The organism is Pseudomonas sp. Sample_14 (assembly GCF_004307515.1).
GTDB classification, from domain to species: Bacteria; Pseudomonadota; Gammaproteobacteria; order Pseudomonadales; family Pseudomonadaceae; genus Aquipseudomonas; species Aquipseudomonas atacamensis.
The window spans coordinates 1-26380 of sequence record NZ_RCOC01000017.1 but is presented as its reverse complement, the minus strand read 5'-3'; the positions used below and the strand labels follow the sequence as shown (position 1 = coordinate 26380).

Below are 26380 nucleotides of genomic sequence, written 5' to 3'. Positions count from 1 at the left end.
TCAATTCTCCATAGCCGGCGAGGCATCGACTTTCGCCCCATGAAACTGCTGCAAGGCTTCTCGGACATCAGTGGCGCTTTCCAGGTTCGATACCTGTTCGGCGATGATTCGACAGTCGGCCAGGTTCACTTCGCGCACCGCCGACTTGATCGCCGGAATCAACGGCACGCTCACCGACAGCTCATCCACACCCAGCCCCAGCAGCAACGGCACCGCAAGGCGTTCAGACGCCATCGCACCGCAGACGCCGACCCATTTGCCGTGGGCATGCGCAGCCTTCACCGTCATGGCAATCAGGCGCAGCACCGAAGGGTGAAAGCTGTCCGCCTGGCTGGCCAGACGCGGATGATCGCGATCCATGGCCAGCGTGTATTGGGTGAGGTCGTTGGTACCGATGGAGAAAAAATCCACGTGCGGCGCCAGCACATCGGCCATCAGCGCAGCGGCAGGCACTTCGATCATGATTCCCAGCTTCGGCATGTGCGCCAGGCCCAAAACCCGCGCTTCCTGCTCGAGAATCTGCCGCGCCAGACGCAGTTCGGCCAAATTCGTGACCATCGGCAACATGATGTGCAAACGCGTCAGCTCACAGCAGGCGAGGATTGCGCGGAACTGCTCGTGCAACAGTTGCGGTCGTTCAAGACACAGGCGAATGCCGCGCAAGCCGAGGAAAGGATTGGTTTCGCTGTCCATCGGCACATAAGCCAGCGGTTTGTCGCCACCGACATCGAGGGTGCGCACCACCAGATTGTGTACCGGCCCGATGGTGCGGGCGATGGCGCAGTAGGTGGCCACTTGTTCATCGTGGCTCGGCGATTGCTGACGGCCCAGGTAGAGAAATTCCGAACGCAGCAGCCCCACGCCATTCGCGCCCAGCTCCATGGCCTGGGCGGTTTCGCCCTGCGAGGCAACGTTGGCGGTGACTTCGATGTGCTGACCGTCACGGGTGCAGGCCGCCTCGCTGGCCTGCGCCAGTTCCTGCTGATGACGCTGGCGCTGGCGCTCATGCCGCGTGCGCAATTGATCGATGGACTCGGCGTCCGGGTGCAACTGCAATTCGCCTTTGTCGGCATCGAGCAGCACCCGCGTGCCGTTGCCGAGCCCGAGCATTTGCAATGGCATACCGCAGATCGCCGGCAAACCGCAGGCTCGCGCGAGGATCGCGACATGGCTGGTGGCGCCACCGCCAACGGTGGCAAACCCAAGCACTTTGCGCGTATCGAGTCCGGCGGTCTGTGAAGGGGTCAGTTGATCGGCGATCAGAATGGTGTCGTCCGGCAACTCCAGCGTCTGCTCGTGAACACCGAGGATCAGCTTCAGCACGCGCTGGCCGACATCATCCAGATCCGCCGCGCGCTCAGCCAGCAAGGCATTGCCCAGCGAGCGAAACATCGCCGCCGTTGCATCGGTGCTGGTCTTCCAGGCAAACGCCGCGCTGTTGCCCGCGTCGATCAGCGCCCGGGCCTGATCCAGCAGACTCGGGTCGGCCAGCAGTTCCTGATGCGCCTTGAAGATCTCCGCTTGCGCCTGGCCGCCGGCGGTGTCGCGCAGATGTTGCAGGGCCATGTCGGCTTCGATCAGGGCCTGGCTCAACGCCTCCCGTTCGCTTGGCGGCTCGGCGCCGAACTCGTTGACCGTGAGCGACGCTTCGACGATCTGCATGACTTGCCCCAACGCCGAACCGGGCGAGGCGCAGACACCGCGCAGGATGTTCGGCATTTCTGCTGCATCGGCTTCGACCGATGCGGGCGCTGTCACCGCTTCGCCGCAGCCTTCGCTCAGCAAGCGTGTCAGCGCTGCGACCGCTGCTTCGGCATCTTCACCTTCGGCGCTGACCTGCACGCTGTCGCCATGGACCGTCTGCAACGCCATGATTGCCACCAGGGATTTGCCGTTGGCTTGCGCTTGCGGCTTGTGCAGATGGATGGTCGCTGAAAATGCTTTGGCCGCTTGGGCAAATACTGCCGCCGGCCGCGCGTGCAGGCCATTGGGATTGGGCAGGTTGATCGGCTGCGAGAACACCGCGTCGCCCGGCACCGGCGCTGGATGTTCGCCAACGGCTGCGCCGACCACGACGTCCAGCACTGGCTGGCCCACCTCGACCAACCCGGTTGAGCCAACGAGTGAATCGAACGGCTCGCCGCTGACCACCAGCATCAAGGTCAACAAACTGCGCGCATGCAGGGCAATGTAGTCAGCATCGAAGTCGATCAGCGCCTGCCCCGCTTCGACCCGCTGCCCCGCTTCAACGCGGCGGGTGAATCCTTCGCCGGCGAGATTCACCGTGTCCAGGCCGATATGCATCAACACCTGAACACCCGCGTCACTGGTGATGGTGAGCGCGTGCCCGCTGGCCTGCACATCGCTGACCACACCGGCCAACGGTGCGCAGAGCGTTGACGAAGTCGGGTCGATGCACAAACCGTCGCCGATGATCCGCCCGGCAAACACCGGATCGGGCACCTGGTCCAGCGCCATCAGCACGCCGGATAAAGGAGCCAGCAGCTGCAATTGTTGGGGTGTGGCCATGACATCACCTGAGCTTGTATTCATTGAATGAGCGGTCGCAGCCGCCTTGCTTATTTCCACCAGTACTCAACCTGCAGACCGACATTGGCGCCGTGCCGCGCGTTGCCGAACGCGCCCGTATCGGACAGTGCCGAGCCTTTGGCCAACAGGTTGGCGGCACGCTTGGCTGCCTGGTTCCAGCTGGCATAGGTGTAATACAGACGGACTTCGGGCCGCGCCCAGAATTCCGGGCCTTTCGGTGACCAGGTCGGCGCGAAGGTGAACTTGCTCAGCTTGCGCGTGCCGTCCGCCGCCTCGACCTGATCGTGCCCCAGTTCGGTCACCAGTTTGAACTGCTCGCTCAGCGCATAGGCCGGGCGCACGCCGAGTGACAGCCAGTTCTGGTCGGCGCCGCCCTGACGAATATCTTTCTGATACACCGCCTGGAATTGTCCGCCAAAACGTGGCGTCAGTTGCCAGTCGAAGAACTCGACGATGCGATAGCTCTTGTTGCGGTCATCAAGCCTGACGTTACCGGTATAGCCCAATCCGGTGCCCGGCCCTTCGCCGTATTGCAGCGCCAGTTTGTTCTTGCCACCGAAAAAGTCCTGCTGCACGTGCTGAGTGGTGATCGCCCAGCCACGGTGGGCATCGCGGCTGTCGGGCTTGTCGATGTAACTCAGGCCGAACTCCAGTTCACCGCCCGGGTTACTGTTGAAACCGCCGACGTTGAAGTCGTGGCGGTTGATGTAATCCTTTTGGTAAAGGTTGTCCTTGCGCGAAAAGGCGTAGCTGTATTTCAGGCCGCCGAGCAACACGTCTTCAATGCCTGCCCCGGTGGCGCTCTGGTTCCAGTAATAGAAATCGGAAATATGGATGTCGTTACGTTTGTAGTAACGCCGCCCTGCCCACAGCGAGCCGCCGTTGAGCGCGGGCATCGCCGACCATTGCGCATACGCCTGCGGCAAACGAATCGAGCCGTTGTCTTCCTTGAACGTCAGGCTGCGGTCGTACCGGTTATACAGCGAGGCCATGCCGTCGACGCTCAGCACCGAGCCGTCGTCGAGGGTGTACAGATCCTGGCGCAGCTCGAGCTCACCGTACTGCTCGCACTCGTTACCGAGGCGATATTTGGTCTGCGCGCCGGGCAACTGGAAACACGACTGGCTGCTGCTGTTGACCGATGTACCGACCCCGCTGCGCAGATAGCCGCCGAACTCCAGCGCATGTGATGACGTAGGCATTGCCAGACAAATCCCCGCGATTGCCAGACTGTAATTTATGGTTGCTCTCATATATGCCACCCGTTGTTTTTATTGTGTGGTTGCAGGAATTCAGCGCGCACAAATCCCCCGCGCAGCGTTCTGCGTGTTTTTTCAAAGGTTGTTATTCAGTTAAAAAATCAGGGGTCGGTCAGGTGCAGCACGAAGGATTCGTAAGGTCGCAACTGCAGCAAACGCGAGCGTTGCGGGCAGTCCGGGTAGTTGCTGATCAACAGGCGCTGCTCCTGGGCTTCGTCGATCAGTGCCGGTAGCTCGACCTCACAGGCAGTCCCATAGAAGTTGTTCACCACTAACAGGCGTTCGCCCGTCCCCTCGCGCAGGTACGCCCAGACCTGTGGATGCTCCGGCAACAACTGGCGATAGATGCCATCGGAGATCAACGCTTCAGTGCGGCGTAAAGCGATCAGGCGCCGATAGTGATGCAGCACCGATTCCGGGTCGTGCAGTTGATGCGCGACATTGATCTGTGCGGCATTGGCCGGCACGCCAATCCATGGTTCGCTGCGCGTGAAGCCGGCGTTGTGCCCGGCGTGCCAGTGCATCGGCGTTCGCCCGTTGTCGCGGGACTTCTGCATGATCGCCGCCATGTTGTCGAGGTCGCTGGTGCCGGCTTCACGCTTGAGGCGAAAGATATTCAGGGTTTCGACGTCACGGTATTGCTCGATGCTCTCGAACCCCGGATTGGTCATTCCCAATTCTTCGCCCTGATAAACGAAGGGCGTGCCCTGCAGAAAGTGCAGCGCAGTGCCAAGCATCTTCGCCGACAGCTCGCGGTATTCGCCGTCATTGCCGAACCGCGAGACCACGCGTGGCTGATCGTGGTTACACCAGAACAGCGCATTCCAGCCGCCGCCCGCCTGCATGCCGGTCTGCCAGTCGGAGAGAATCTGCTTGAGCTGGAGGAAATCGAAATCGGCGCGGACCCACTTCTGCAGATTCGGGTAATCGACCTTCAGGTGATGAAAGTTGAAGGTCATCGACAGTTCTTTCGACTGCGGATTGGAGTAGCGGATGCAGTGTTCGAGGCGGGTCGAGGACATCTCGCCGACGTTGATCAGCTCATGCCCTTCGAAGACTTCGCGGTGCATTTGCTGCAAGTACGCATGCACGTTAGGCCCATCGGTGTAGAAGCGCCGACCGTCGCTGTCGTCCTCGGGGAAGTCCGCCGGTTTCGAGATCAGATTGATCACGTCCAGACGAAAGCCACCGACGCCTTTGTCGCGCCAGAAACGCATCATCTTGAACACTTCGTCGCGGACCTTGGGGTTGTCCCAATTGAGGTCGGCCTGGGTGTGGTCGAACAGGTGCAGATAGTACTGGCCGGTCTGCGCTTCGTATTCCCAGGCCGAACCGCCGAACTTGGATTCCCAGTTGTTCGGCTGGTCGCGCCAGATATAGAAGTCGCGGTAAGGGTTGTCGAGGCTGCTGCGGGCCTGCTGGAACCAGACGTGCTCGATCGAGGTGTGGTTGACCACGATGTCGAGCATCAGCTTGATCCCTCGTTTGCCCGCTTCGGCGATCAGCAGTTCACAGTCGGCCATGCTGCCGTAGCTCGGATCGACCGCGTAGTAGTCGCTGATGTCGTAGCCGTTGTCGCGCTGCGGCGAGCGCAGGAACGGCGTGATCCACAGGTAATCGACTCCCAGCCATTGCAGATAATCGAGCTTGGCGACGATGCCGAGCAGATCGCCAGTGGCGTTGCCCGCATGGCTGTGGAAGCTCTTCGGGTAGATCTGGTAGATCACCGAACGTTGCCAGTCTTGCATGGCGCGACTCCTTTATTGATTTCAGGCAACCCGGTAACCCGGACGGACGATCTTCATGCTCAGCACGCAGGTCAGGGCAAACGGCACGAGCATGGCGATCAGCATCCCGATGACGAACATCGGGATGAATTGCGGAACGATCGAGATGAAACCGGGCAAGCCACCGACGCCGATGGCCGAGGCCTGGATCTTGTTCAGCGAGAGGAACATGCAGCCCAGCGCCGAACCGGCCAGCGCGGCGTAAAACGGGAATTTGTAGCGCAGGTTGACGCCGAACATCGCCGGCTCGGTGATGCCGAAATACGCAGAAATCGCCGAGGTCGAGGCCATGCTCTTGTCCCGCGCATTGCGCGTCATCCAGAACACCGCCAGGGCCGCACTGCCCTGCGCCAGATTGGACATGACAATCATCGGCCAGATGAAGGTGCCGCCCTGGCTCGAAATCAATTGCAGGTCCACGGCGAGGAACATGTGGTGCATGCCGGTGATCACCAGCGGCGCATACAACAGGCCGAAAATCAGACCGCCCACCAGCGGCGCCAGATCGAACAGCATCACCAGCCCTTCGGTGATGTAGATGCCGATATGCCGGGTCACCGGGCCGATGATCGCCAACGCCAGCACGCCAGTGACAACGATGGTAGTGATCGGCACCACCAGCAACTGCACCGCGTTGGGCACGCGTGCGCGCAGCCATTTTTCGATCACGCTCATTACGTACGCCGCCAGCAGGATCGGCAGGATCTGCCCCTGGTAACCGACCTTTTCCACCTGGAACAGGCCGAGGATGTCGAAGTACGGCAGTTGCTGCCCGTCCAGCCCGGCCACGGCCTTGCCGTAATTCCAGGCGTTGAGCAGGTCCGGGTGCACCAGCATCAGACCGAGGACGATGCCGAGGATTTCGCTGCCGCCGAAACGCTTGGCTGCCGACCAGCCCACCAGCGCCGGAAGGACCACGAACGAGGTGTTGGCCATCAGATTGATCAGGCTCCACAACCCGTCGAGGTTGGGATAGGCATCGAGCAGGGTCTGGCCCTCGATGAACATGCCCTTGGCGCCGAGCAGGTTGTTGATGCCCATCAACAGGCCGGCAATGATCAGCGCCGGCAGGATCGGCATGAACACATCGGAAAACACCCGCACCAGCCGCTGCATGGCGTTGATCTTCTCGGCGCTTTTCTGTTTAACGTCGGCGATGGTCGATGCCGCAAGGCCAGTCTGCTGGCGCAGTTCGGCATAAACCTTTTCAACATCACCCGGGCCGATGACCACTTGATACAACCCGCCGGTGAAGAACGAACCCTTGACCAGATCGACGCCATTGAGCGCGGCCACATTCACCAGCGCGGGGTTCTTCAGCGCCAGGCGCAAACGCGTGACGCAATGCGCCGCCTGCTCGATGTTGTCAGGGCCACCGAGGCTTTCCAGCAGCTCCTTGGCGATGTTCGGATAGTCATGGCTCATGCTTGTTCTTCCGTCGTGGATTGTTGTTATTGGCAGCACGCCGAACGAAAAATACTCGTCTGTACGAGTTAATGCAACAACTCGTCTGTACGAGTTTGCATCCGTGGATGAACGTCAGAAAAACGCGGATTCTTCCTACTCTGACCTAAGATGTTTTCCTTCGTCCGCATGGACAAACCCCTACCCTGCCCTTAAGGTTCGGGGTTTTGAGCACCGTCGGCACAGAGCCCAGCCATGAGCAAGTACAACCAGATCTACAGCGATTTGCTTGCCAGTATCACCACCCAGCGCCTGGAGCGCGGCGCCCGGCTGCCTTCCGAAACCGAACTGATGGACACCTATCAGGCCAGCCGTGGCACGGTGCGCAAGGCCATTGACCAGTTGCAGGAGCGCGGTTTCGCTCAGAAGATTCACGGCAAAGGCGCGTTCGTGCTGTCGACCAACCCGATCGAATTCCAACTCGGCGGCATCGTCAGTTTTCAGGAGACCCATCCGCGACTGGGCAACGACGTCAGCACCGAAGTGGTCGAGATGTGTCAGGTGGCGCTTGAAGGTGCATTGCTTGAACATATCAATGCCGAACCCGGCAGCCCGATCACCCGGATCAAACGGGTGCGGCGCATCGACGGCAAACGCGTCATCCTCGACATCAACCACTTCGTCAGCGAGGTGATTCCCGACCTGTCCGCTGACATTGCCGAACATTCGATCTACGCCCATATCGAACAGACCCTGCAACTGCAGATCGCCTACGCCCAGCGCACCATCGAAGCCGTACCGTCCAGCAAGGACGACCAACAACACCTGGACCTCGACGGCCAGAGCCATGTCATCGTGGTCAGCAACCAGACCTTCCTGCAGGACGGCCGCCAGTTCGAGTACACCGAATCGCGGCATACGCTGGACAAGTTCTATTTTTCGGATGTGGCGCGGCGCTGACGTTCGCCAACAGGCGAGCCCATTTCAAAATATGTGATTCGCTGACAAGCTGCGATGACCTCCGGTAGTATGCCGCCGTGGCTATGGAACACCTTCCTTCTATCCTCCATGAACTAGGGGTTCCGCTCTCCACACCGCGCCTGCTTATTGCAGGCGTTTTCGTATCGATTGCACAGGTGAGCTTCAGCTCACTGGAAACGGCGACCAAGGAAGAAATCATGATGAATCAGGAGCTGTTCCTGCGGCGCCGTACAAAACTGCACGTTCCTGCGGGCTCTGGCGGAGCCACACGCGCGCAGGTCGCATCAGCTGTCAAAGAAGTTACAGCGTTTCGATGCGTTCTCTCCGAGCCGCTGATCGAGCGAATCAGCATGCTCTCTGCGGTCGAACTCAAGAACTGGCTGCGTGAAGTCATTCGAGTCCTGCGGCGGCGCAGCGGTGCTCATGTACATCACCGACCGTTTTATCCTGACTTCCCCAATCAAGTCCTCGAAGCGACAGAGGCGGAGTTGTATCTCAACGCCGTCATTCACTACCACACACTTCGGCGCCTGCCACCCAGCGAACAGGTTCGGCCAGCCATGCTTGAAGGCAACTTCATCCATTGGGTCATCGAACCGGGAAGTGTCAGCGAGTTCGAGGCATTGCTCGAGCCGCTGGTCTCATCACGCACCTCGCTGTCCGAAGAGGAAGCTGCGGATGTCGGCTGGTTTATCCGAACGTACAAAAACGATGTGTTCCGTCTACTGCCCGAGACCATCCCGTTTCGCGAGATTCGCGCGCTGGTTGGCGGCGCACTGATCCTGCATATCGACGACGATGCGCAGGTTGAGGCCTTCCTTGAGCAAAATGTCGAAACGGCAACGGACGTGCTGCGCGTGGCGATCGCACTGCATGGTGGAGACGTGTCGCTGGCAACAGCGCAGACGCGCTTTGGCAAAATGAAACGCTCGATGCGGCGCAAGCTGTTGCGCCTGCTCGACCGCACGCCCAACGCTACGGAAGATGTGATGCGCCAGGCCGAACGCTGGAAACGACTGGCCGAAGTCCTGCATCCAGGCGATTACGCTGAGAAGTATCCGCGAGCATTTGCGGCCATCACCGCAGCGCGACGCAATGATCCGCCGGCATCGTTCGGGTCGCGGGTGGAAACCATGCTTGCCCAACGCCAGATCGCCGCGCTTACGCCGGTGCTGCAGGATCGTCCCGGAGAATTCGCGCGCCGTCTGGACGTGATGTTACGGCGTGCCACAGAACCGGACGCGGTGCTCGACGCCTTTGCGGCTGTCGCGGCGCAAGTGTCCTCACCTGTGCTGCTGCAATTGCTGGCCCAGGTAAATGCCCCGCGCCCCCTGCCCTTGCGGGCGTTCACACCTAAAGGAGCACTGGCGAAAGTCTTCGGCACTGCTGATCGTCGAGAGTCGATCGCACCGCAGGTATTGGCACGTGCCGCACAGATTTGCGAGAACGCCCTGATCGCGCGTTTCACGTTGCTGCCACCACTGGGGCGTTGTTTCATCGATCCGGCGTTGCGCGAATACCGGGTGCCACTGGTACAGCGCGCCGCAGCGAAGTCGCTGCGAACACTGGTACGCGGCAGTCGGTTGCCAATGCCGGACACGCGATTCATTCGCCTGTTCATGTGGTGGAAGAATGGTCGTGACCGCACGGACATCGACTTGTCCGCCGCCTTCTTCGACACCGACTTCGTCTTCAAGGAAGCGATCGCCTATTACAACCTCAAAGGTTATGGCGGTTACCACAGCGGCGACATCGTCGACGCGCCCAACGGCGCCTCCGAATTCATCGACCTCGACCTTGATGTTCTCGTCAAAAAGGGCGTCCGCTACGTCGTCACGTCCCTCAATTCGTTTACCTGGCAGCCATATTGCGACCTTCCTGAATGCTTCGCGGGCTGGATGGCCCGTGCCGACACTGCATCGGGGGAAGTGTTTGAGCCTCGCTCCGTCGTCGACCGCATTGATATCGCCTCCGACACGAGTATCTGCCTGCCATTCGTGATGGACCTGGAGGAGCGACGCATGATCTGGGCGGATCTGGGGCTGACTTCATCGCCCCGCTGGAACAACGTCGACAACAACCTCAGCGGAGTTTCGTTGATGCTGCGCGCCCTGGTGCATACACCAAGGCCGGATCTGCACACGCTTTTCGATTTACATGTGCGGGCACGAGGCGAACGAGTGGCCTCTGCAGAGCAGGCGCAGAGGGTGTTCGCACCTGAACAAGGTCTGACTCCGTTCGATACTGATCTGATTCGGTCTGAATATCTTTGATATCTGCGAAAGCATTGGCTCACTTTCAAAAGGACATCACGCAATAGCCGAGTAACACCCTCCCCTTGAGCACATCGGTCATCTTCCGCCTTTGTGTCTCAAGGATGAACACCCGCATGACCGCTCCCGAACGTCGTCTGCTGCCAAACGCAGCGGACAAAACCGCCCTCAAAGCCATCGCCACGACCATTGTGCAGAACTGCCCAAGTCTGCTCGATGCGGCCCGGCAAGTTGCGATCGAACTGCTGACCGACAAAGGGCTATCCGGCCTCGATCCCGACCAGGTTTATTTCCATCGATTCAAAACGGCGCAAAGCAGCGCGCTGACCTTTACCGGTTGGGAACACTTGCTGGAAAAGCCTTATGAAACGCTCACCCTCACGCAGTTGGTGATCCATCGCTTTCGTGCGACCGATCAAGACAACGCAGATTTGCTGGGCCTTTACTGTGGCTTCTACTCGGATGGCCCGGACGCGGAGAATTTCAATCAGGACAACGAAGTGCGACTGCTTGGCAGCGATGTGCTGAAGGCATTCTGGGCCGTTGATTTCAGCACGCGTTACAGCGATCAATTGGCCAAATTCTGGCAAACCTCGTCGGAAGATTTCCGCGCCATGGCCAAGTGCAGTTTCCTCAGTCAGGCGGTGCAGGCGCTGCAACAGGGGGACGTTGACGGCAATGATTTTCAACGCATCGTCAGCTCGCTGATCGGCCCCGTTACCTGGCCGGTAACCCTGCAAATGCTCCGATCGACGTACCCGGTCGGCGCGCAGGTGCGCACGCTGGATCTGGACGGTCACGTCGCCACCAACGTGCTGCGTCTGGTCGAAGACAGTGGCCGGCAGACCCTTTACCTGCCGGGACAAGCCCAGGCCTTTCGGCTGATGGACACTGCGGCGGATCTGCACTGGTGGTTGCTCGAACAGATGAATTCAGAGCAGAAACGCCCTTTGTTTCTCAAGCACTTCTCGCTGGCTGACAGCAATCACATCACTGAGAACCTCACTGATCTGATGAACCGTTTGGTGAGCACCTGGGGCCACAGCGATCACCGGATGATCGACCGCAGCAACGTTGCGATCAGCGGTGACGCCTTCACGTGGTTAAGCGAGTCGACTCGCGCGGGCATGATTGCCGAGGCGCATCTGGTGCTCACGTCCAACAGTGAGCTACGAAGGAAACTCTGGACCGGGTATCTGAGCGCCGGGCTGAAAGTGTTCAGCCCGATGGCGGCCGTGGGCTGGCCGGTGGCTTTGCTCTTGATCGGCGCCGGCGTCGCGAACATGGGGCTGAACATCGATCAGGCGATCAACGGCATTACGGCGACCGAACGTAGAGCCGGGGTGATCGGTGCGGTGCTCAGCGCTATCGAAACCGTATTCAATGTGCCGTTCCTGATCGGCACCGGCGCGCAACTGGAAGTCGGGCCACAGGTCGAGTATGCCGAGGCTGAAGAGATGCGTGGTCTGGTCGAGCTTGCCTCGGCTGACACGCGATTATTGCCACCTGTGGATCCGCCACCCGTCACAGCGGCTGAAGAAGCGAGCAGCGAGTTGGCAAACGAGATACCCAGCGGGGCGACATTCGTCGACGTCACTGAGCCCTTGAATACGCCTGCTACACGGCAAGGTTCGACATTTCCACAAGTACCTGCCAGCTATCGATGCAACGAGTTACTTGCGCAACATTCCGTAGAGGCGACGCCGGGGAAATACGAAGGCATTTACCGCCTCGACAACGAGCCCGGTCATGCCATCGAAATGGATGGCGATGCCTATTACGTGCGCTACTTCGCCGACTCGCAGGACAGCGGCAACTGGGCAATCATCGATCCCGAGCGCCCCAACCAGTTCGCTTATTCGTTGCCGGTCCGCCTGGGAAGCGCTGGCAAGTGGGAGCGCATGCCTGCGCTGCGGCTGCGCGGAGGCGGCCAATGCGTGGGCAAGGCGTGTGCGCCGGAGACAGATTTGAGCCCTTCTGAGGCAACACCATCGGTGGATCTGCCACGCGTCGAACCGCTTCCAGGCGTTCCGTGCCCGCTGCGCCTGGTTACGGCGCTCAAAGATATTTCAGAGACGGAAAAACCCGGAATGAGGAGATGGGCAATGAACTTGCCCAACGCTTCTGCCGAGTCAACAAGCGCTGGACGCCGTTATTTACTGGCTACCGATCGTTATCAGGCGCATTTCAGCGAACAACGAACAGCACTGCTGAACAACGCCGGAGAATTCTTTCGAGAGCTGAAATGGACAAATCTGCCGGGACGGCCGCTCATTCCGCAAATCGATCCCTTGATGCAAACCGAAGAGCTGATAGATCTGATGTTTGCCAATACCGATGGACTGGCGGTCGGAGAAACCCTCGATCGCATCGCCAGCATGCGCTTCATGATCGAGAACATGCCAACGTTCGCGCGGCATATCAGAACGCTCTACGTGCGTGGATTGCTGAGTGATTTCGCCCAAGAGGACCTCAACCATTTCTACCTCTCTGGAGACATGTCAGAGGACCTCACTACCTATTTGTCCAGCCTGGGTACCGACCCTGAGAACCGGTTCAACATGCTCGAATTGATCACGTCTGCCCAAGCCAATGGCGTCCGCGTCCATGGACTGGACGCAGCACAAACCTGCACGCTGAAAGTCCCACTCACTTCGATCGAAGAGCAGATGATCAAGACCCGCCTGGCAACGCAGATCATGGAGCGTGACAAGCTCCTCAACAGACCCGGCAAGTGGGTGGCTCTGGTCGATGCCACGAACACCAATACCTTCAGGGACCTGCCAGGCATAAGCGAACTCAGGGGCGGTATCGGTTTGCGCATCGAAGAAGTCTGGCCCGACGAGGCAGCCGACGTCAGGATTGACCCGGGCGTGGAAGTCGCTCGCGGTCCGTTTCACAACGGGGCGACGACAAGCAACGCCTTCGACCCTCTGTTCGCTGACCTGCGATTGCAGGTCAAGGCCCCCGTGCCGCCATGGAATGACGCTACGCTGGAAAAGCTTCTGCATCGCAATGGCATGTTCGTGATACGAAAAACAGAACCCGGCACATACACACTCGTGCGGCGCAACAGCGCCAGCAACATCGTGCAAACAAGGGTGCATTGCACCGCAGATGGCCGGTTTTATATCTGGGACCAGTCGATGCGCCGCATCACCGGCATGATATTCCGCGACATCGCCGCAGTAGCCGAGCGCCTGATTGAGCTCGGTATGACCCTGCAAAGTCGTTTACCCGCCTGACCTGTTTGCAGGGGCCTGAAACGAAAAAACCCTTGGCTTCACGCCAAGGGTTTTTCGTTATTCGAACCGCAGCGGGATCACTCCCACTCAATCGTCGCCGGCGGCTTGCTCGACACGTCGTAAGTAACGCGGGAGATGCCTTCGATTTCGTTGATGATGCGGCCGGAAACGGTTTCCAGCAGTTCGTAAGGCAGGTGCGCCCAACGTGCGGTCATGAAGTCGATGGTTTCCACGGCACGCAGGGCCACGACCCAGGCGTAACGGCGGCCATCACCGACCACGCCGACCGATTTGACTGGCTGGAATACTACGAACGCCTGGCTGACCTTGTGGTACCAGTCGGCCTTGCGCAGTTCTTCGATGAAGATGTGGTCGGCGCGACGCAGCAGGTCGGCGTATTCCTTTTTCACTTCACCGAGGATGCGCACGCCCAGGCCCGGGCCCGGGAACGGGTGACGGTAGACCATGTCGTACGGCAGGCCGAGTTCCAGGCCCAGACGACGGACTTCATCCTTGAACAGTTCGCGCAGGGGCTCGACCAGTTTCAGGTTCATCTCTTCCGGCAGGCCGCCCACGTTGTGGTGCGACTTGATCACGTGGGCCTTGCCGCTTTTCGCGCCAGCCGACTCGATCACATCCGGGTAGATGGTGCCCTGAGCGAGGTACTTGATGTTGTCCAGCTTGCAGGATTCGGCATCGAACACGTCAATGAAAGTGCGGCCGATGATCTTGCGCTTCTTCTCCGGGTCGGCTTCGCCGGCCAGGTTGTTGAGGAACTGCTCCTCAGCGTTGGCGCGGATTACCTTGACGCCCATGTTCTCGGCGAACATGGCCATCACTTGCTCGCCTTCGTGCAGACGCAGCAGGCCGTTGTCGACGAAGACGCAGGTCAGCTGATCGCCGATGGCCTTGTGCAGCAGCGCGGCAACCACCGAGGAGTCAACGCCACCGGACAGACCCAGCAGCACGTTGTCGGTGCCGACCTGGGCGCGGATGTTGGCGATGGCGTCTTCAGCGATCTTCGACGGCGTCCACAGGGCTTCACAGCCGCAGATGTCGAGCACGAAGCGCGACAGGATGCGACCGCCCTGTTTGGTGTGGGTCACTTCCGGGTGGAACTGCACGCCGTAGTAAGCGCGGTCGTCGTTGAACATACCGGCGATCGGGCAGCTTGGGGTGCTGGCGAGGATGTGGAAGTCTTCCGGCATCTTCGTGACTTTGTCACCGTGGCTCATCCACACGTCGAGGCCGAACAGGCCGTCGGCGTCAATGTGGTCTTCGATGCCGTCGAGCAGGCGGCTCTTGCCGACCACGTCAACGCGGGCGTAACCGAACTCACGCAGTTCGGAACCTTCCACCTTGCCGCCCAGTTGCTCGGCCATGGTCTGCATGCCGTAGCAGATGCCGAATACCGGAACGCCCAGGTCGAACACTGCCTGCGGGCAGCGCGGGCTGTTGGCTTCGTGCACGGACTCGGGGCCGCCGGCGAGGATGACGCCTTTAGGGGCGAATTCGCGGATCGCATCTTCGTCCATGTCGAACGGGTGCAGTTCGCAGTACACGCCGATCTCGCGCACGCGGCGGGCAATCAGCTGGGTGTATTGCGAACCGAAGTCGAGGATCAGGATGCGGTGAGCGTGAATGTCGAGGGCCATGACTCATTCTCATGTAGTGAATCAGAAACAACTCGGGGCTGAATGAACAGCCCCGGTGATTTAACGTTTTGCTGGAAGCCTCAACCTACGCGGTAGTTCGGCGCTTCCTTGGTGATCTGCACGTCGTGAACGTGGGACTCGGCCATGCCGGCACCGGTGATCCGCACGAACTCGGGCTTGGTACGCATTTCTTCGATGTTGGCGCTGCCGGTGTAACCCATCGAGGAACGCAGGCCGCCCATCAACTGGTGAATGATCGCGCTCAGGGTGCCTTTGTACGGCACACGGCCTTCGATGCCTTCCGGAACCAGTTTCTCGGCACCGGCCGAGGAGTCCTGGAAGTAACGGTCGGACGAGCCTTGAGCCTGGGACATGGCGCCCAGCGAACCCATGCCGCGATAAGCCTTGTACGAACGACCCTGGAACAGTTCGATCTCGCCCGGGGCCTCTTCGGTACCGGCGAACATCGAGCCCATCATCACGCAGGACGCACCGGCCACGATGGCCTTGGACAGGTCACCGGAGAAACGGATACCACCGTCGGCGATCAACGGCACGCCAGTGCCTTCAAGGGCGGCGGCGACGTTGGCGATGGCACTGATTTGCGGCACGCCGACACCGGCGACGATACGGGTGGTGCAGATCGAGCCAGGGCCGATACCGACCTTGACTGCGTCGGCGCCCGCTTCGGCCAGAGCCTTGGCGGCAGCGCCGGTGGCGATGTTGCCGCCGATCACCTGCACTTCAGGGAAGTTCTCTTTGACCCAGCGTACGCGGTCGATCACGCCTTTGGAGTGACCGTGTGCGGTGTCGACCACCACCACGTCCACGCCGGCGTTGACCAGTGCTGTCACGCGATCGCCGGTGTCTTTACCGGTGCCGACCGCAGCGCCGACGCGCAGACGACCTTGATCGTCCTTGCTGGCCAGCGGATAGGCTTTTGCTTTTTCGATGTCGTTGACGGTCATCATGCCTTTGAGGGCGAATTTGTCGTCGACGATCAGCACGCGCTCGATGCGGTGCTTGTGCAGCAGTTCACGGACGTCGTTCTTGTCGGCACCTTCCTTGACCGTGACCAGACGCTCTTTAGGCGTCATCACTTCGCGGACAGTGGCTTCCAGACGGTTTTCGAAACGTACGTCGCGGGAGGTGACGATGCCGACCAGGTCGCCATCGTGCAGGACCGGAACGCCGGAAATGTTGTGCAGACGGGTCAGTTCGAACAGATCACGCACCGTGGCATCGGCCTCGATGGTGATGGGATCCTTGACCACACCGGCTTCGAACTTCTTGACCTTGCGCACTTCGGCAGCTTGCTGCTCGATGGTCATGTTCTTGTGGATAATGCCGATGCCACCTTCCTGAGCCATGGCGATTGCCAGACGGGCTTCAGTAACGGTGTCCATGGCGGCAGAAACCAGAGGAATATTCAGTTCGATGCCACGGGTAAGACGGGTCTTGAGACTGACTTCGTTGGGAAGCACCTCGGAATAACCGGGCACTAGGAGAATGTCGTCGAATGTCAGAGCTTCTTGGCTGATACGCAGCATCGCGGGGGCTCCCGAGCGGGAAAATGGAAGCGCGCCATTATAGTCAGACACCCCCTGCTGTTCAATGTAAAACTCAGCCTAATTGATAGATGGAAAAGCCCGGCCCTACAGCTCCACCTTGACCCAAGAGACAGGTTGATCGAGCCAATCGGCGAACTCGTCGATAAAGCTCTGCTTGAACCCCGCCTCCAGCCAATTATTGAAAATGAAACCGAGGTTGGAAAACGCGCACTCCTGCAAAAACAGGAAGCCGTTGATGTCGTCCTCATGCCCGCATTCGGGGCAGGTGAAATTGTCGGTGCGACCTGGAAACCAGTCTTCAAGACTTTCGAACAGCGCCTCACCCACTTCGCGGCGGCACTCGGCGCAACCAGCCTCCTCGAGAAAACCTTTGGCCGGGGTGTAGATGCAGCGTTTGGTGACGATCTCCAGGCCGTTGATCGGTTCGCCGAACGGCAGCGCTTCGGGGTACAGCACCACAGCGCGAGCACCGTCGGCGATGGCGTGGGCCATGCGGTTGCCGGTGCGGCCGCAGGTCGTCAGCTGTTCTTCGATGATGTTCTTGCGCACCAGCCAGCGCACGATCGCCCGCGCCCGGGGCTCGTGCACCGGCAGGGTGGAGATTTTCGGGACGATGATGCTTTGCGAGTTCATGGGAAATCCTGCGGTGTGACTTCTGACGCCTTCGCGAGCAAGCTCGCTCCCACAGAGATTGCATGCCAATGTGGGAGCGAGCTTGCTCGCGAAGAGGCCCTGAAGGCCGGCAGCTTAATCCCTGAAGAAATCCGGTCAAGTGCTGAAATAGCGCACGATCAACGCGATGCCGCTGGCCAGCACCAGCCACGTCACCAGCCGCACAAACGCCTCGCGCGACAATCTCATGGTCAGCCGCCGGCCGATCCACAAGCCCAGCGCCATGGCCGGCAACAGACACAGCGCCAGCATCAACAAGGGTAGCTCGGCATACACACCGGCGATGACAAACAGACTCAAGCGCACCACGGTGCTGCAACTGATCAAGGCACTTTGCGTGGCCCGCGCCGCGTCCTTGGGCAGGCGGCTGTTCAGATAGATCGCGTAAAGAAAGCCGCCGCTGCCAAACAACGCGCCGAACAACCCGCCCACTGTGCCCATCGGCACCGCCCACGCGGCCGACAACTGTGCCGGCCGCGCTTTCACCCACAGGCTGTAAACCGCATAGGCGCTGATAAACAGCCCCATCAAAAGCAGTAACAGATCGGATTTCAGATTCAGCAGGAAGATCACCCCCAACGTGCAGCCGATCGCCATGCACGGCAGCAGCCTGAGCAATTCCGGCTTGGCGACGTCGCGCCGCGAGGGCAGCAGATTGCCGAATGCCGCGACGAAATCGAGCAGCACCAGCAGCGGCACGATTTTCGACAGTGGCATGAACAGGATCAGCATCGGCCCTGCGACCAGCGCCGTGCCGAAACCGGCGATGCCGAATACGATGTAGGCCAAGGCGATGGCCACCCCGATGACCGCCCAACCGCCCGCGCCCCACGACCACGCCCCCAACAGCTCCATCATGCTCATCGTCCGCATCCTTTATAAGACGCGCTGACTGTAGCCAGTAGCGGGCAGCACGACCAGATATCAAATTGATCCCATGTGGGAGCGAGCCTGCTCGCGAAGGCGGAGTGTCATTCCCCCGTTGTTGTCCGCTGACACAATGCTTTCGCGAGCAGGCTCGCTCCCACAGGGTTTTGTGCGGTGTCATGGTGATTGGCGGGCAAATGCCTTTAAACTGCGCCCCATGATTAAAGATCCCTTTGCAAGACTTGGCCTGGACCGTGAAGTCCTGACCGTCAGCCAGCTCAACGGCCGCGCGCGGGTGTTGCTTGAAGACGTGTTCAGCAACATCTGGGTCGAAGGCGAAATCTCCAACCTCGCGCGCCCGGCGTCCGGCCACGTCTACTTCACCCTCAAGGACAGCGGCGCGCAGGTGCGTTGCGCGCTGTTCCGGCAGAACGCCGCGCGGGTGCGCCAGGCATTGAAGGACGGTCTGGCGGTCAAGGTGCGCGGCAAGGTTTCGCTGTTCGAAGGCCGTGGCGACTATCAGCTGATCCTCGACACCGTGGAGCCGGCCGGTGACGGCGCGCTGCGTCTGGCCTTCGATGCACTGAAGGAAAAGCTCAGCGCCGAAGGCCTGTTCAGTGCCGAACGCAAAGTGCCGCTGCCCGCGCATCCGCAGCGCATCGGCATCATCAGCTCGCCGACCGGCGCGGTGATCCGCGACATCATAAGCGTGTTCCGCCGCCGTGCGCCGCAGGTGCAACTGACCCTGATTCCGACCGCCGTGCAGGGCCGCGAGGCCACCGCGCAAATCGTCCGCGCGCTGAAAATGGCCGATGCCCGTGGCTTTGACGCGCTGATCCTCGCCCGTGGCGGCGGCTCGCTGGAGGACCTCTGGTGCTTCAACGAGGAAGCGGTGGCGCGCGCGGTCGATGCCTGTGTCACACCGATCGTCAGCGCCGTCGGCCATGAAACCGATGTTTCGATCAGCGATTTTGTCGCCGACGTCCGCGCCCCCACGCCCTCGGCCGCCGCCGAACTGCTCGCCCCGGATTCCAGCCATCTGATTCGTCAGGTCGAGAGCCTGCACCGCCGTCTGGTGATGCGCATGCGTGACCGCTTGATGCGTGATCGCCTGCGTCTGGAAGGCATGGCGCGACGGTTGCGCCATCCCGGCGAACGTCTGCGCCAGCAGGCGCAGCGTCTGGACGATCTGGACATGCGCATGCGCCGCGCATTCGAGCGCAGCCTCAATACGCGTCGAGAACGCCTGATCCGTCTGGAAACCCGTCTCGCCGGGCAACATCCGGGGCGCCAACTGGCCATGCTCCGCCAGCGCCTCGACAGCCTCGCCGAACGTTTGCCCCGGGCCATGCGCGATGCTCTGAAACAGCGTCGGCAGCAATTGCACAGTCAGATGCAGACCCTGCACGTGGTCAGCCCGTTGGCGACTCTCGGCCGTGGCTACAGCATTCTGCTCGACGAGCGTGGCCACGCGATCCGCAATTCTGCGCAGACCCACACCGGCCAGCGCCTGAAAGCCAAACTCGGCGAAGGCGAACTGCAAGTGCGCGTCGAGGACAATCACCTGACGCCCGTCACCCTCTCTTTACTGGACTGATCCATGCCGCGCTTTCTCGCTCCGCTGCTGTTGCTCTGCCTGACCTTCAACGCCCACGCCGACAGTTACATCACCCGGATGCTGAACAAACCGGTGCCGGGCGGCGTCGCCGTGGTGGATCTGGGCACTGCCGCGCAGGCGCCGAAAGCCACTTATCTGGGCAAACCGGTGCTGGTGGTCAAGGAGCAGAACAACTGGCTGGCGATCGTCGGCGTGCCGCTGACGGTCAAGCCCGGCGCGCAGCAGATCAGCAGTGGCGGGCGCAATCTGCCCTTCACCGTGGGCAGCAAGAAATATCCGGAACAGCACATCACCCTGAAGAACAAACAGCAGGTCAATCCGAACGCCGACAATCTCAAGCGCATTGAAGGCGAACTGGCGGAACAGATCGCGGCTTACCGCAGTTTCAGCCCGAACACGCCGAGCAATCTGCTGCTGGACAAACCGGTCAACGGGCCGCTGTCGAGCAAGTTCGGTGTGCGTCGTTTCTTCAACGGCGAAGAGCGCAATCCTCACGCCGGCCTCGATTTCGCAGTGCCAGCTGGCACGCCCATCAAGACCCCGGCGGCGGGCAAGGTGATTCTGATCGGCAATTACTTCTTCAACGGCAACACGGTGTTTGTTGACCACGGCCAAGGCTTTATCAGCATGTTCTGCCATATGTCGAAGATCGACGTGAAGAACGGCCAGCAACTGGCCCGTGGCGCAGTGGTCGGCAAAGTCGGCGCGACTGGCCGGGCAACCGGGCCGCATATGCACTGGAACGTCAGCCTGAATGACGCGCGGGTGGATCCGGCGATTTTCATTGGTGCCTTCCAACCTTGAATATGTGTTGAGGCGACCGGCCTCTTCGCGAGCAGGCTCGCTCCCACAGGGGATCTTTGTTGTGAATAAGATCCAGTGTGGGAGCGAGCCTGCTCGCGAAGGCCGCCTATAAAACACCGCCATACTCAATGAATCTCCAAAAACTCAATTGCGCCCCAATCTAGCCTTACGCAAACATCAACAACTTCCACCGCCTTGAGCGCAATAAATTCCTGCAAAATCCCGCTTTCCGGGTATTCCTCTCAATTTTTTCCGACTGCTTGCCATCCTTTCCCCTCGCGGTTAGGGTTGAGGCCATGAAAACCTCTCACACCCTCATTCAGCTTCGCCAGCACCGCAGCCTGTGCCTCGTCAGCGCACGACTGCCAGGCTGAATCGCTGCGCCTCGTCCCACGCTTTTCCAAGAACATTCGTTCAACCGGCAGGCCGCCTCTTTTCGGCCCAGACAACAAGGAATTTCCCGATGAGCATGCTCAAAGACCCGTCTTCGAAATACCGCGCGTTTCCCGTCATCAACCTGCCGGATCGCACCTGGCCGTCGAAGACCATCGACGCCGCGCCGATCTGGTGCAGCTCCGACCTGCGTGACGGCAACCAGTCGCTGATCGAGCCAATGGACGCGGCGAAGAAGCTGCGCTTCTGGAAAACCCTGGTGCAGGTCGGTGTGAAGGAAATCGAAGCGTCGTTCCCCGCCGCGTCGCAAACCGACTTCGACTTCGTGCGTACCCTGATCGAAGAAGGCCACATCCCGGACGACACCACCATTCAGGTACTGACCCAGGGCCGTGAAGACCTGATCGAGCGCACTTTCGAATCGCTGCGCGGGGCGAAGAAAGCCATCGTTCACCTGTACAACGCCACCTCGCCTTCTTTCCGTCGCATCGTCTTCAACCAGGACAAGGACGGCATCAAGGCCATCGCGGTCAACGCTGCCAAGCTGTTCGTCAAATACGCAGCCATGCAGCCGGAAACCGAGTGGACCTTCGAATACTCGCCGGAAACCTTCAGCGCTACCGAGCTGGAATTCGCCAAGGAAGTCTGCGACGCCGTGATCGAGGTGTGGAACCCGACGCCTGAGCACAAGATGATCCTCAACCTGCCGGCCACGGTTGAATGCGCAACGCCGAACGTTTACGCCGACCAGATCGAGTGGTTCGGTCGCAACATCAACCGTCGCGACAGCGTGATCATCAGTCTGCACACCCATAACGACCGTGGCACTGGCGTCGCGGCCACCGAGCTGGGCCTGATGGCCGGCGCCGATCGCGTCGAAGGCTGCCTGTTCGGCAACGGCGAACGCACCGGTAACGTCGACCTCGTCACCGTCGCGCTGAACATGTACACCCAGGGCGTCGACCCTGAGCTGGACTTCTCCGACATCGACGGCGTGCGCAAGGTCGTCGAAGAGTGCAACCAGATCCAGGTGCATCCGCGTCATCCGTACGTTGGCGACCTGGTGCACACCGCATTCTCCGGCTCGCACCAGGATGCGATCCGCAAGGGCTTCGCCCAGCAGAAACCGGACACCCTGTGGGAAGTGCCGTACCTGCCGATCGACCCGGCCGACATCGGTCGCAGCTACGAGGCGGTGATCCGCGTCAACAGCCAGTCGGGCAAGGGCGGCATCGCTTACTTGCTGGAGCAGGAATACGGCATCAGCCTGCCACGCCGCATGCAGATCGAGTTCAGCCAGGTGGTGCAGCGTGAGACCGATCGCCTGGGCCTGGAGATGACGGCCAAGCAGATTCACTCGCTGTTGATCAGCGAATACCTGCAGGCCAACACTCCTTACGCGCTGGTCAGCCATCGTTTGCAGGAAGAGAACGGCAACAGCGCCGTCGAAGTCGAAGTAGCCAGCAAAGGTCAGGGCGAAACCAACCTGCACTGGCGCGGCAAGGGCAACGGCGCTCTGGAAGCACTGGTCGCCGGCCTGCCGATTCCGGTGGAAATCATGGACTACAACGAACACGCGATCGGCGCGGGCACCAATGCCAAAGCAGCGGCCTACATCGAACTGCGGGTGAACGGTGAACGTGCGGTGCACGGCGTGGGTATCGATGAAAACATCACCACCGCCAGCTTCAAGGCATTGTTCAGCGCACTGAACCGCTCGCTGAGCCAGCCAGAGGCAAAAGCAGCGTAATCGACCGCTGAAATGCGAAAGGCCCCGGAGTGCAAGCTTCGGGGCCTTTTTTTGTAGATCAAAGGATGCGATCGTTCCCATGCTCCGCGTGGGAATGCCTCAAGGGACGCTCCGCGTCCAGTGACGCGGAGCGTCACGGGCTGCATTCCCACGCAGAGCGTGGGAACGATCGGCTGCCTCAGGTGAACTCAAACGTGTCGGCATCCAGATTCGCCGGAAAGCGCTCGCGATACGCCGCCAACGGCGCCGCTTCCAGAATCACCTTGAACACACCATCCGCCTCCCCCGCCGCCAGCAACGTCTCGCCCTGGAAATCCAGCACCTGACTGTCGCCGGTATAGGCGAAGCCTTTGCCATCGCTGCCCACCCGATTTACCGCTGCCACGTAGCAGAGATTTTCAATCGCTCGTGCCGGCAGCAGGCGGTTCCAGTGCAGACGCCGTGCGCCCGGCCAGTTGGCGGTGTACAGCAGCAGATCGGTGTCCTGCGCGTCGCGGCTCCACACCGGGAAGCGCAGGTCGTAGCAGATCAGCGGACGAATCCGCCAACCCTTGAGCTCGAACTGCACCTGCCGCTCGCCGGGCGTGTAATGGTTGTGCTCGCCGGCCATGCGGAACAGGTGACGCTTGTCGTAATGCAGCACTTCGCCGTCCGGCCGCGCCCAGAGCAAGCGGTTGCGATGGCTGCCGTCAGCCGCCTGAATGATCACGCTGCCAGTGATGACCGCATCGAACTTGGCCGCCTGCGTCCGCAGCCATTTGCTGGTCGGGCCGTTTTCGGCTTCGGCGAGGGTTTCCGATTCCATCGAGAATCCGGTGGTGAACATCTCCGGCAGGATGATCAGATCGGCGCCACGGGCCTGTTCCAGCAGCAGCTCGAAATGCTCGAGGTTGGCCTGGCGGTCGTGCCACGCCAGGCTGGTCTGGATCAACGCCAGAGTCAGGTCTGGCAATGCACTCAGATCACGCATAGTTTCGCCGCCGCTTCACGCAGCGTCTCCTCGCGTTTGGCAAAGCACAGGCGTATCAGGCGCTGGCCTTGCGGTGGATGCTGGTAGAACACCGACACCGGAATGCTCGCGACACCGTGCTCGCGAGTCATCCACATGGCCATCTCGACATCGTTCAGATCAGGACGGATCTGCGAATAATCGACCAATTGGAAATAGGTGCCAGTGACCCGGGTAAAACTGAAGCGCGACGGCGCGAGCAGATCGCAGAACAGATCGCGCTTGGCCTGATAGAAACCCGGCAGCTCTTCAACGTGCTCCGGGTGCTCGGCCATGTAATCGGCCAGCGCATATTGCAGCGGCGTGACGCCACAGAAACTGACGTACTGATGCACCTTGCGCAATTCGGCTGTCAGCGCTGGCGGGGCGACGACGTAGCCGGTTTTCCAGCCGGTGACGTGGTACGTCTTGCCGAACGAACTGACCACGAACGCGCGCTGGTACAGCTCTTCATGGGCCAGCACGCTGACATGCGGCACGCCGTCAAAAACCAGGTGTTCGTAGACTTCGTCGCTGATCAGATAGATGTCGCGATCACGGATCAACGCCGCCAGTTGATCGAGCTCGGCGCGGCTGATCAATGCGCCGCTGGGGTTGTGCGGGGTGTTGATGACGATCATTTTCGTCCGCGGGCTCAGGGCCGCAGCGAGTTGATCGAAATCGATGGAGAAATCGTCCGGATTCAGTTGTACATGCACGCAACGACCACCCGCCAGCTCCGTTGCCGGTGCGTAGCTGTCGTAGCACGGATCGAAGACAATGACTTCATCGCCGCTGTGGATAACGGCCTGAATCGCGCAGAAGATCGCCTGGGTCGCGCCGGGTGTTACCGTCACTTCATGATCGGCATCGACAGTCACGCCGTAGCTGCGGGCGATCTTGGCCGCGATCTGCTGACGCAATGCCGGCAAACCGGTCATCGGCGAATACTGGTTATGGCCACTGGCGATATGCCGCCCGACCGCATCACGCAACGACTGCGGGCCGTCGAAATCCGGGAAACCCTGGGACAGGTTGATCGCGCCGGTCTGCGCCGCGAGCTGAGACATCTGCGTGAAAATAGTGATGCCGACATTCGGCAGCTTGCTGGTGATCATCGGGGGTTCTCTGCTCAACACCCGGCTCTGACGACGGCGCGGGAGAGCCCGAGGATAGCCCATCCGGCGCCCATAAAAAAAGGGCGCCAAACGGCGCCCTTCTCTCATTGAACAAACCCAATCCTGTGGCGAGGGGATTTATCCCCGTTCCGGCTGCGAAGCAGTCGCAAACCCGTTGAATGCGGTTTGACTGATACACCGCGGACACAGGTTTTGGGGCTGCTGCGCAGCCCATCGGGGATAAATCCCCTCGCCACAAAAGCCCCACACAAAATTGTGCAGGGCCTCGGATCACTTCTTGTCGCGGCGCTTCTTGCTGGCTTTCTTGTTGTGCGACATCAAGCGACGCTTCTTGTTGACCTGGCGGTCGGTCAGCGTGTTCTTGTTGCCTTCGTACGGGTTCTCGCCGCCCTTGAACTCGATGCGGATCGGCGTACCGACCAGCTTGAGCACACGACGGTAAGTGTTTTCCAGATAGCGCACGTACGACTTCGGCACTTTCTCGATCTGGTTACCGTGGATCACGATGATCGGCGGGTTCGCACCACCGAGGTGAGCGTAACGCAGCTTGATCCGGCGGTTGTTGACCATTGGCGGCGCGTGCTCGCCCACCGCATCTTCCAGAATCTGGGTGAGACGGTTGGTCGGCCAGCGGGTCACCGCGGACTTGAACGAGTTCTGCACCGAGGCGTAGAGGTTGCCCACGCCCGTGCCGTGCAACGCCGAGATGAAGTGAATGTCGGCGTAGTCGACGAAGAACAGCCGGCGTTGCAGCTCGACTTTGACGAAGTCGCGCTCGCTCGGCGTCATGCCGTCCCACTTGTTGATCGCGATGACCAGCGCACGACCGGATTCGATCGCGAAGCCCAGCAGGTTCAAGTCGTGATCGACCACACCCTCGCGGGCGTCCATCACGAAGATCACCACGTTGGCGTCTTTGATCGCCTGCAGGGTTTTGACCACGGAGAATTTTTCGACTTCTTCGTGGATCTTGCCGCGCTTGCGCACACCGGCGGTGTCGATCAGCGTGTACTTCTCTTCATTGCGCTCGAACGGAATGTAGATGCTGTCGCGGGTGGTGCCCGGCTGGTCATACACGATGACGCGGTCTTCACCGAGCATGCGGTTGACCAGGGTCGACTTGCCGACGTTCGGACGACCGATGATGGCGATCTTGATCCCGTCTTTCTCGCTCGGGCCAGGGATGCGCTTGGCTTCCTCGCCTTCGGCAACGACTTCTTCCTCTTCGCCTTCAGCCGGCTCGTCATCATCACGCGGGAATTCGCTCAGAGCGGCTTCCAGCAATTGCGTGATGCCACGGCCGTGGGCGCCGGCGATCGGGATCGCGTGGCCCATGCCCAGCGGGGCGAATTCGGCGCGGGCCATTTCCGGGTCGATGTTGTCGACCTTGTTGGCCACCACGTGGGAACGCTTGTTACGTTTGC

At 60.5% G+C, this 26380-nt stretch carries 17 protein-coding genes; 6 read left to right on the top strand and 11 right to left on the bottom strand.

Translation table 11 applies throughout. The annotated features are described in order from the left end of the window. The 4 genes from ptsP to treP all read right to left on the bottom strand — a co-directional run bounded on the left by ptsP (window position 1) and on the right by treP (window position 7021). Window positions 1-2529 (bottom strand): phosphoenolpyruvate--protein phosphotransferase, encoded by a 2529-nt coding sequence (gene ptsP, locus D8U61_RS03890; protein ID WP_130926443.1) that lies wholly within the window; start codon window positions 2527-2529, stop codon window positions 1-3. A 50-nt stretch (window positions 2530-2579) separates the two neighbouring features. After that, window positions 2580-3803: a carbohydrate porin gene (locus D8U61_RS03885; protein ID WP_122611855.1), complete on the bottom strand. Its 1224-nt coding sequence runs from the start codon at window positions 3801-3803 to the stop codon at window positions 2580-2582. Between the two features lie 107 nt (window positions 3804-3910). Further along, on the bottom strand, window positions 3911-5557 hold the full coding sequence (gene treC, locus D8U61_RS03880; protein WP_125917650.1) for an alpha,alpha-phosphotrehalase: 1647 nt from the start codon (window positions 5555-5557) through the stop codon (window positions 3911-3913). A 21-nt stretch (window positions 5558-5578) separates the two neighbouring features. Further along, entirely contained in the window at window positions 5579-7021 is a 1443-nt protein-coding gene (gene treP, locus D8U61_RS03875; RefSeq protein WP_130926442.1) for a PTS system trehalose-specific EIIBC component, read from the bottom strand. 234 nt (window positions 7022-7255) lie between these two features. Between treP and treR the strand changes: the two genes are divergently transcribed. From treR to D8U61_RS03860, 3 genes are all read left to right on the top strand, one after another. Continuing rightward, window positions 7256-7960 (top strand): trehalose operon repressor, encoded by a 705-nt coding sequence (gene treR, locus D8U61_RS03870; RefSeq protein ID WP_130926441.1) that lies wholly within the window; start codon window positions 7256-7258, stop codon window positions 7958-7960. An 83-nt stretch (window positions 7961-8043) separates the two neighbouring features. Next, window positions 8044-10254, top strand: coding sequence for a TerD family protein (locus D8U61_RS03865; RefSeq protein WP_241663600.1), 2211 nt, complete (start codon window positions 8044-8046; stop codon window positions 10252-10254). Between the two features lie 116 nt (window positions 10255-10370). Continuing rightward, a complete protein-coding gene (locus D8U61_RS03860; protein ID WP_130926440.1) occupies window positions 10371-13499 on the top strand; it encodes a membrane-targeted effector domain-containing toxin in 3129 nt (1042 codons plus the stop codon). Window positions 13500-13576: 77 nt separating this feature from the next. Here the strand turns inward: D8U61_RS03860 and guaA are convergent, their stop codons facing one another. The 4 genes from guaA to D8U61_RS03840 all read right to left on the bottom strand — a co-directional run bounded on the left by guaA (window position 13577) and on the right by D8U61_RS03840 (window position 18261). After that, window positions 13577-15154: a glutamine-hydrolyzing GMP synthase gene (gene guaA, locus D8U61_RS03855; protein ID WP_016773344.1), complete on the bottom strand. Its 1578-nt coding sequence runs from the start codon at window positions 15152-15154 to the stop codon at window positions 13577-13579. Between the two features lie 80 nt (window positions 15155-15234). Then, window positions 15235-16704 carry an IMP dehydrogenase gene (gene guaB / locus D8U61_RS03850; RefSeq protein WP_016773343.1) on the bottom strand — a complete coding sequence of 490 codons (1470 nt, stop codon included), beginning with the start codon at window positions 16702-16704 and terminating at the stop codon, window positions 15235-15237. Between the two features lie 105 nt (window positions 16705-16809). After that, the gene (locus D8U61_RS03845; protein ID WP_016773342.1) at window positions 16810-17358 is read right to left on the bottom strand and encodes a hypothetical protein; all 549 of its coding nucleotides are present in this window, start codon (window positions 17356-17358) and stop codon (window positions 16810-16812) included. A gap of 135 nt (window positions 17359-17493) precedes the next feature. Further along, a complete protein-coding gene (locus tag D8U61_RS03840; RefSeq protein WP_071173484.1) occupies window positions 17494-18261 on the bottom strand; it encodes a sulfite exporter TauE/SafE family protein in 768 nt (255 codons plus the stop codon). A 220-nt stretch (window positions 18262-18481) separates the two neighbouring features. On the opposite strand from D8U61_RS03840, the gene xseA reads away from it, so the two are divergent. The 3 genes from xseA (at window position 18482) to leuA (ending at window position 22829) form a co-directional block, all read left to right on the top strand. Next, entirely contained in the window at window positions 18482-19861 is a 1380-nt protein-coding gene (gene xseA, locus D8U61_RS03835; RefSeq protein WP_130903256.1) for an exodeoxyribonuclease VII large subunit, read from the top strand. A gap of 3 nt (window positions 19862-19864) precedes the next feature. Then, complete coding sequence (locus tag D8U61_RS03830) at window positions 19865-20686, top strand: peptidoglycan DD-metalloendopeptidase family protein (protein ID WP_130903257.1); 822 nt, start codon at window positions 19865-19867, stop codon at window positions 20684-20686. A 463-nt stretch (window positions 20687-21149) separates the two neighbouring features. Further along, window positions 21150-22829, top strand: a complete 1680-nt coding sequence (leuA, locus tag D8U61_RS03820; protein WP_016773339.1) for a 2-isopropylmalate synthase — start codon at window positions 21150-21152, stop codon at window positions 22827-22829. Window positions 22830-23007: 178 nt separating this feature from the next. Here the strand turns inward: leuA and D8U61_RS03815 are convergent, their stop codons facing one another. From D8U61_RS03815 to der, 3 genes are all read right to left on the bottom strand, one after another. Beyond that, window positions 23008-23799 carry an amidohydrolase gene (locus D8U61_RS03815; RefSeq protein WP_130926439.1) on the bottom strand — a complete coding sequence of 264 codons (792 nt, stop codon included), beginning with the start codon at window positions 23797-23799 and terminating at the stop codon, window positions 23008-23010. Continuing rightward, window positions 23787-24935 carry a pyridoxal phosphate-dependent aminotransferase gene (locus D8U61_RS03810; protein ID WP_122699556.1) on the bottom strand — a complete coding sequence of 383 codons (1149 nt, stop codon included), beginning with the start codon at window positions 24933-24935 and terminating at the stop codon, window positions 23787-23789. The genes D8U61_RS03815 and D8U61_RS03810 overlap by 13 nt, the downstream gene beginning before the upstream one ends. 291 nt (window positions 24936-25226) lie before the next feature. Then, window positions 25227-26380, bottom strand: a 1154-nt coding sequence (gene der, locus D8U61_RS03805; RefSeq protein ID WP_130926438.1) for a ribosome biogenesis GTPase Der, incomplete at its 5' end; no start/stop codon positions are given.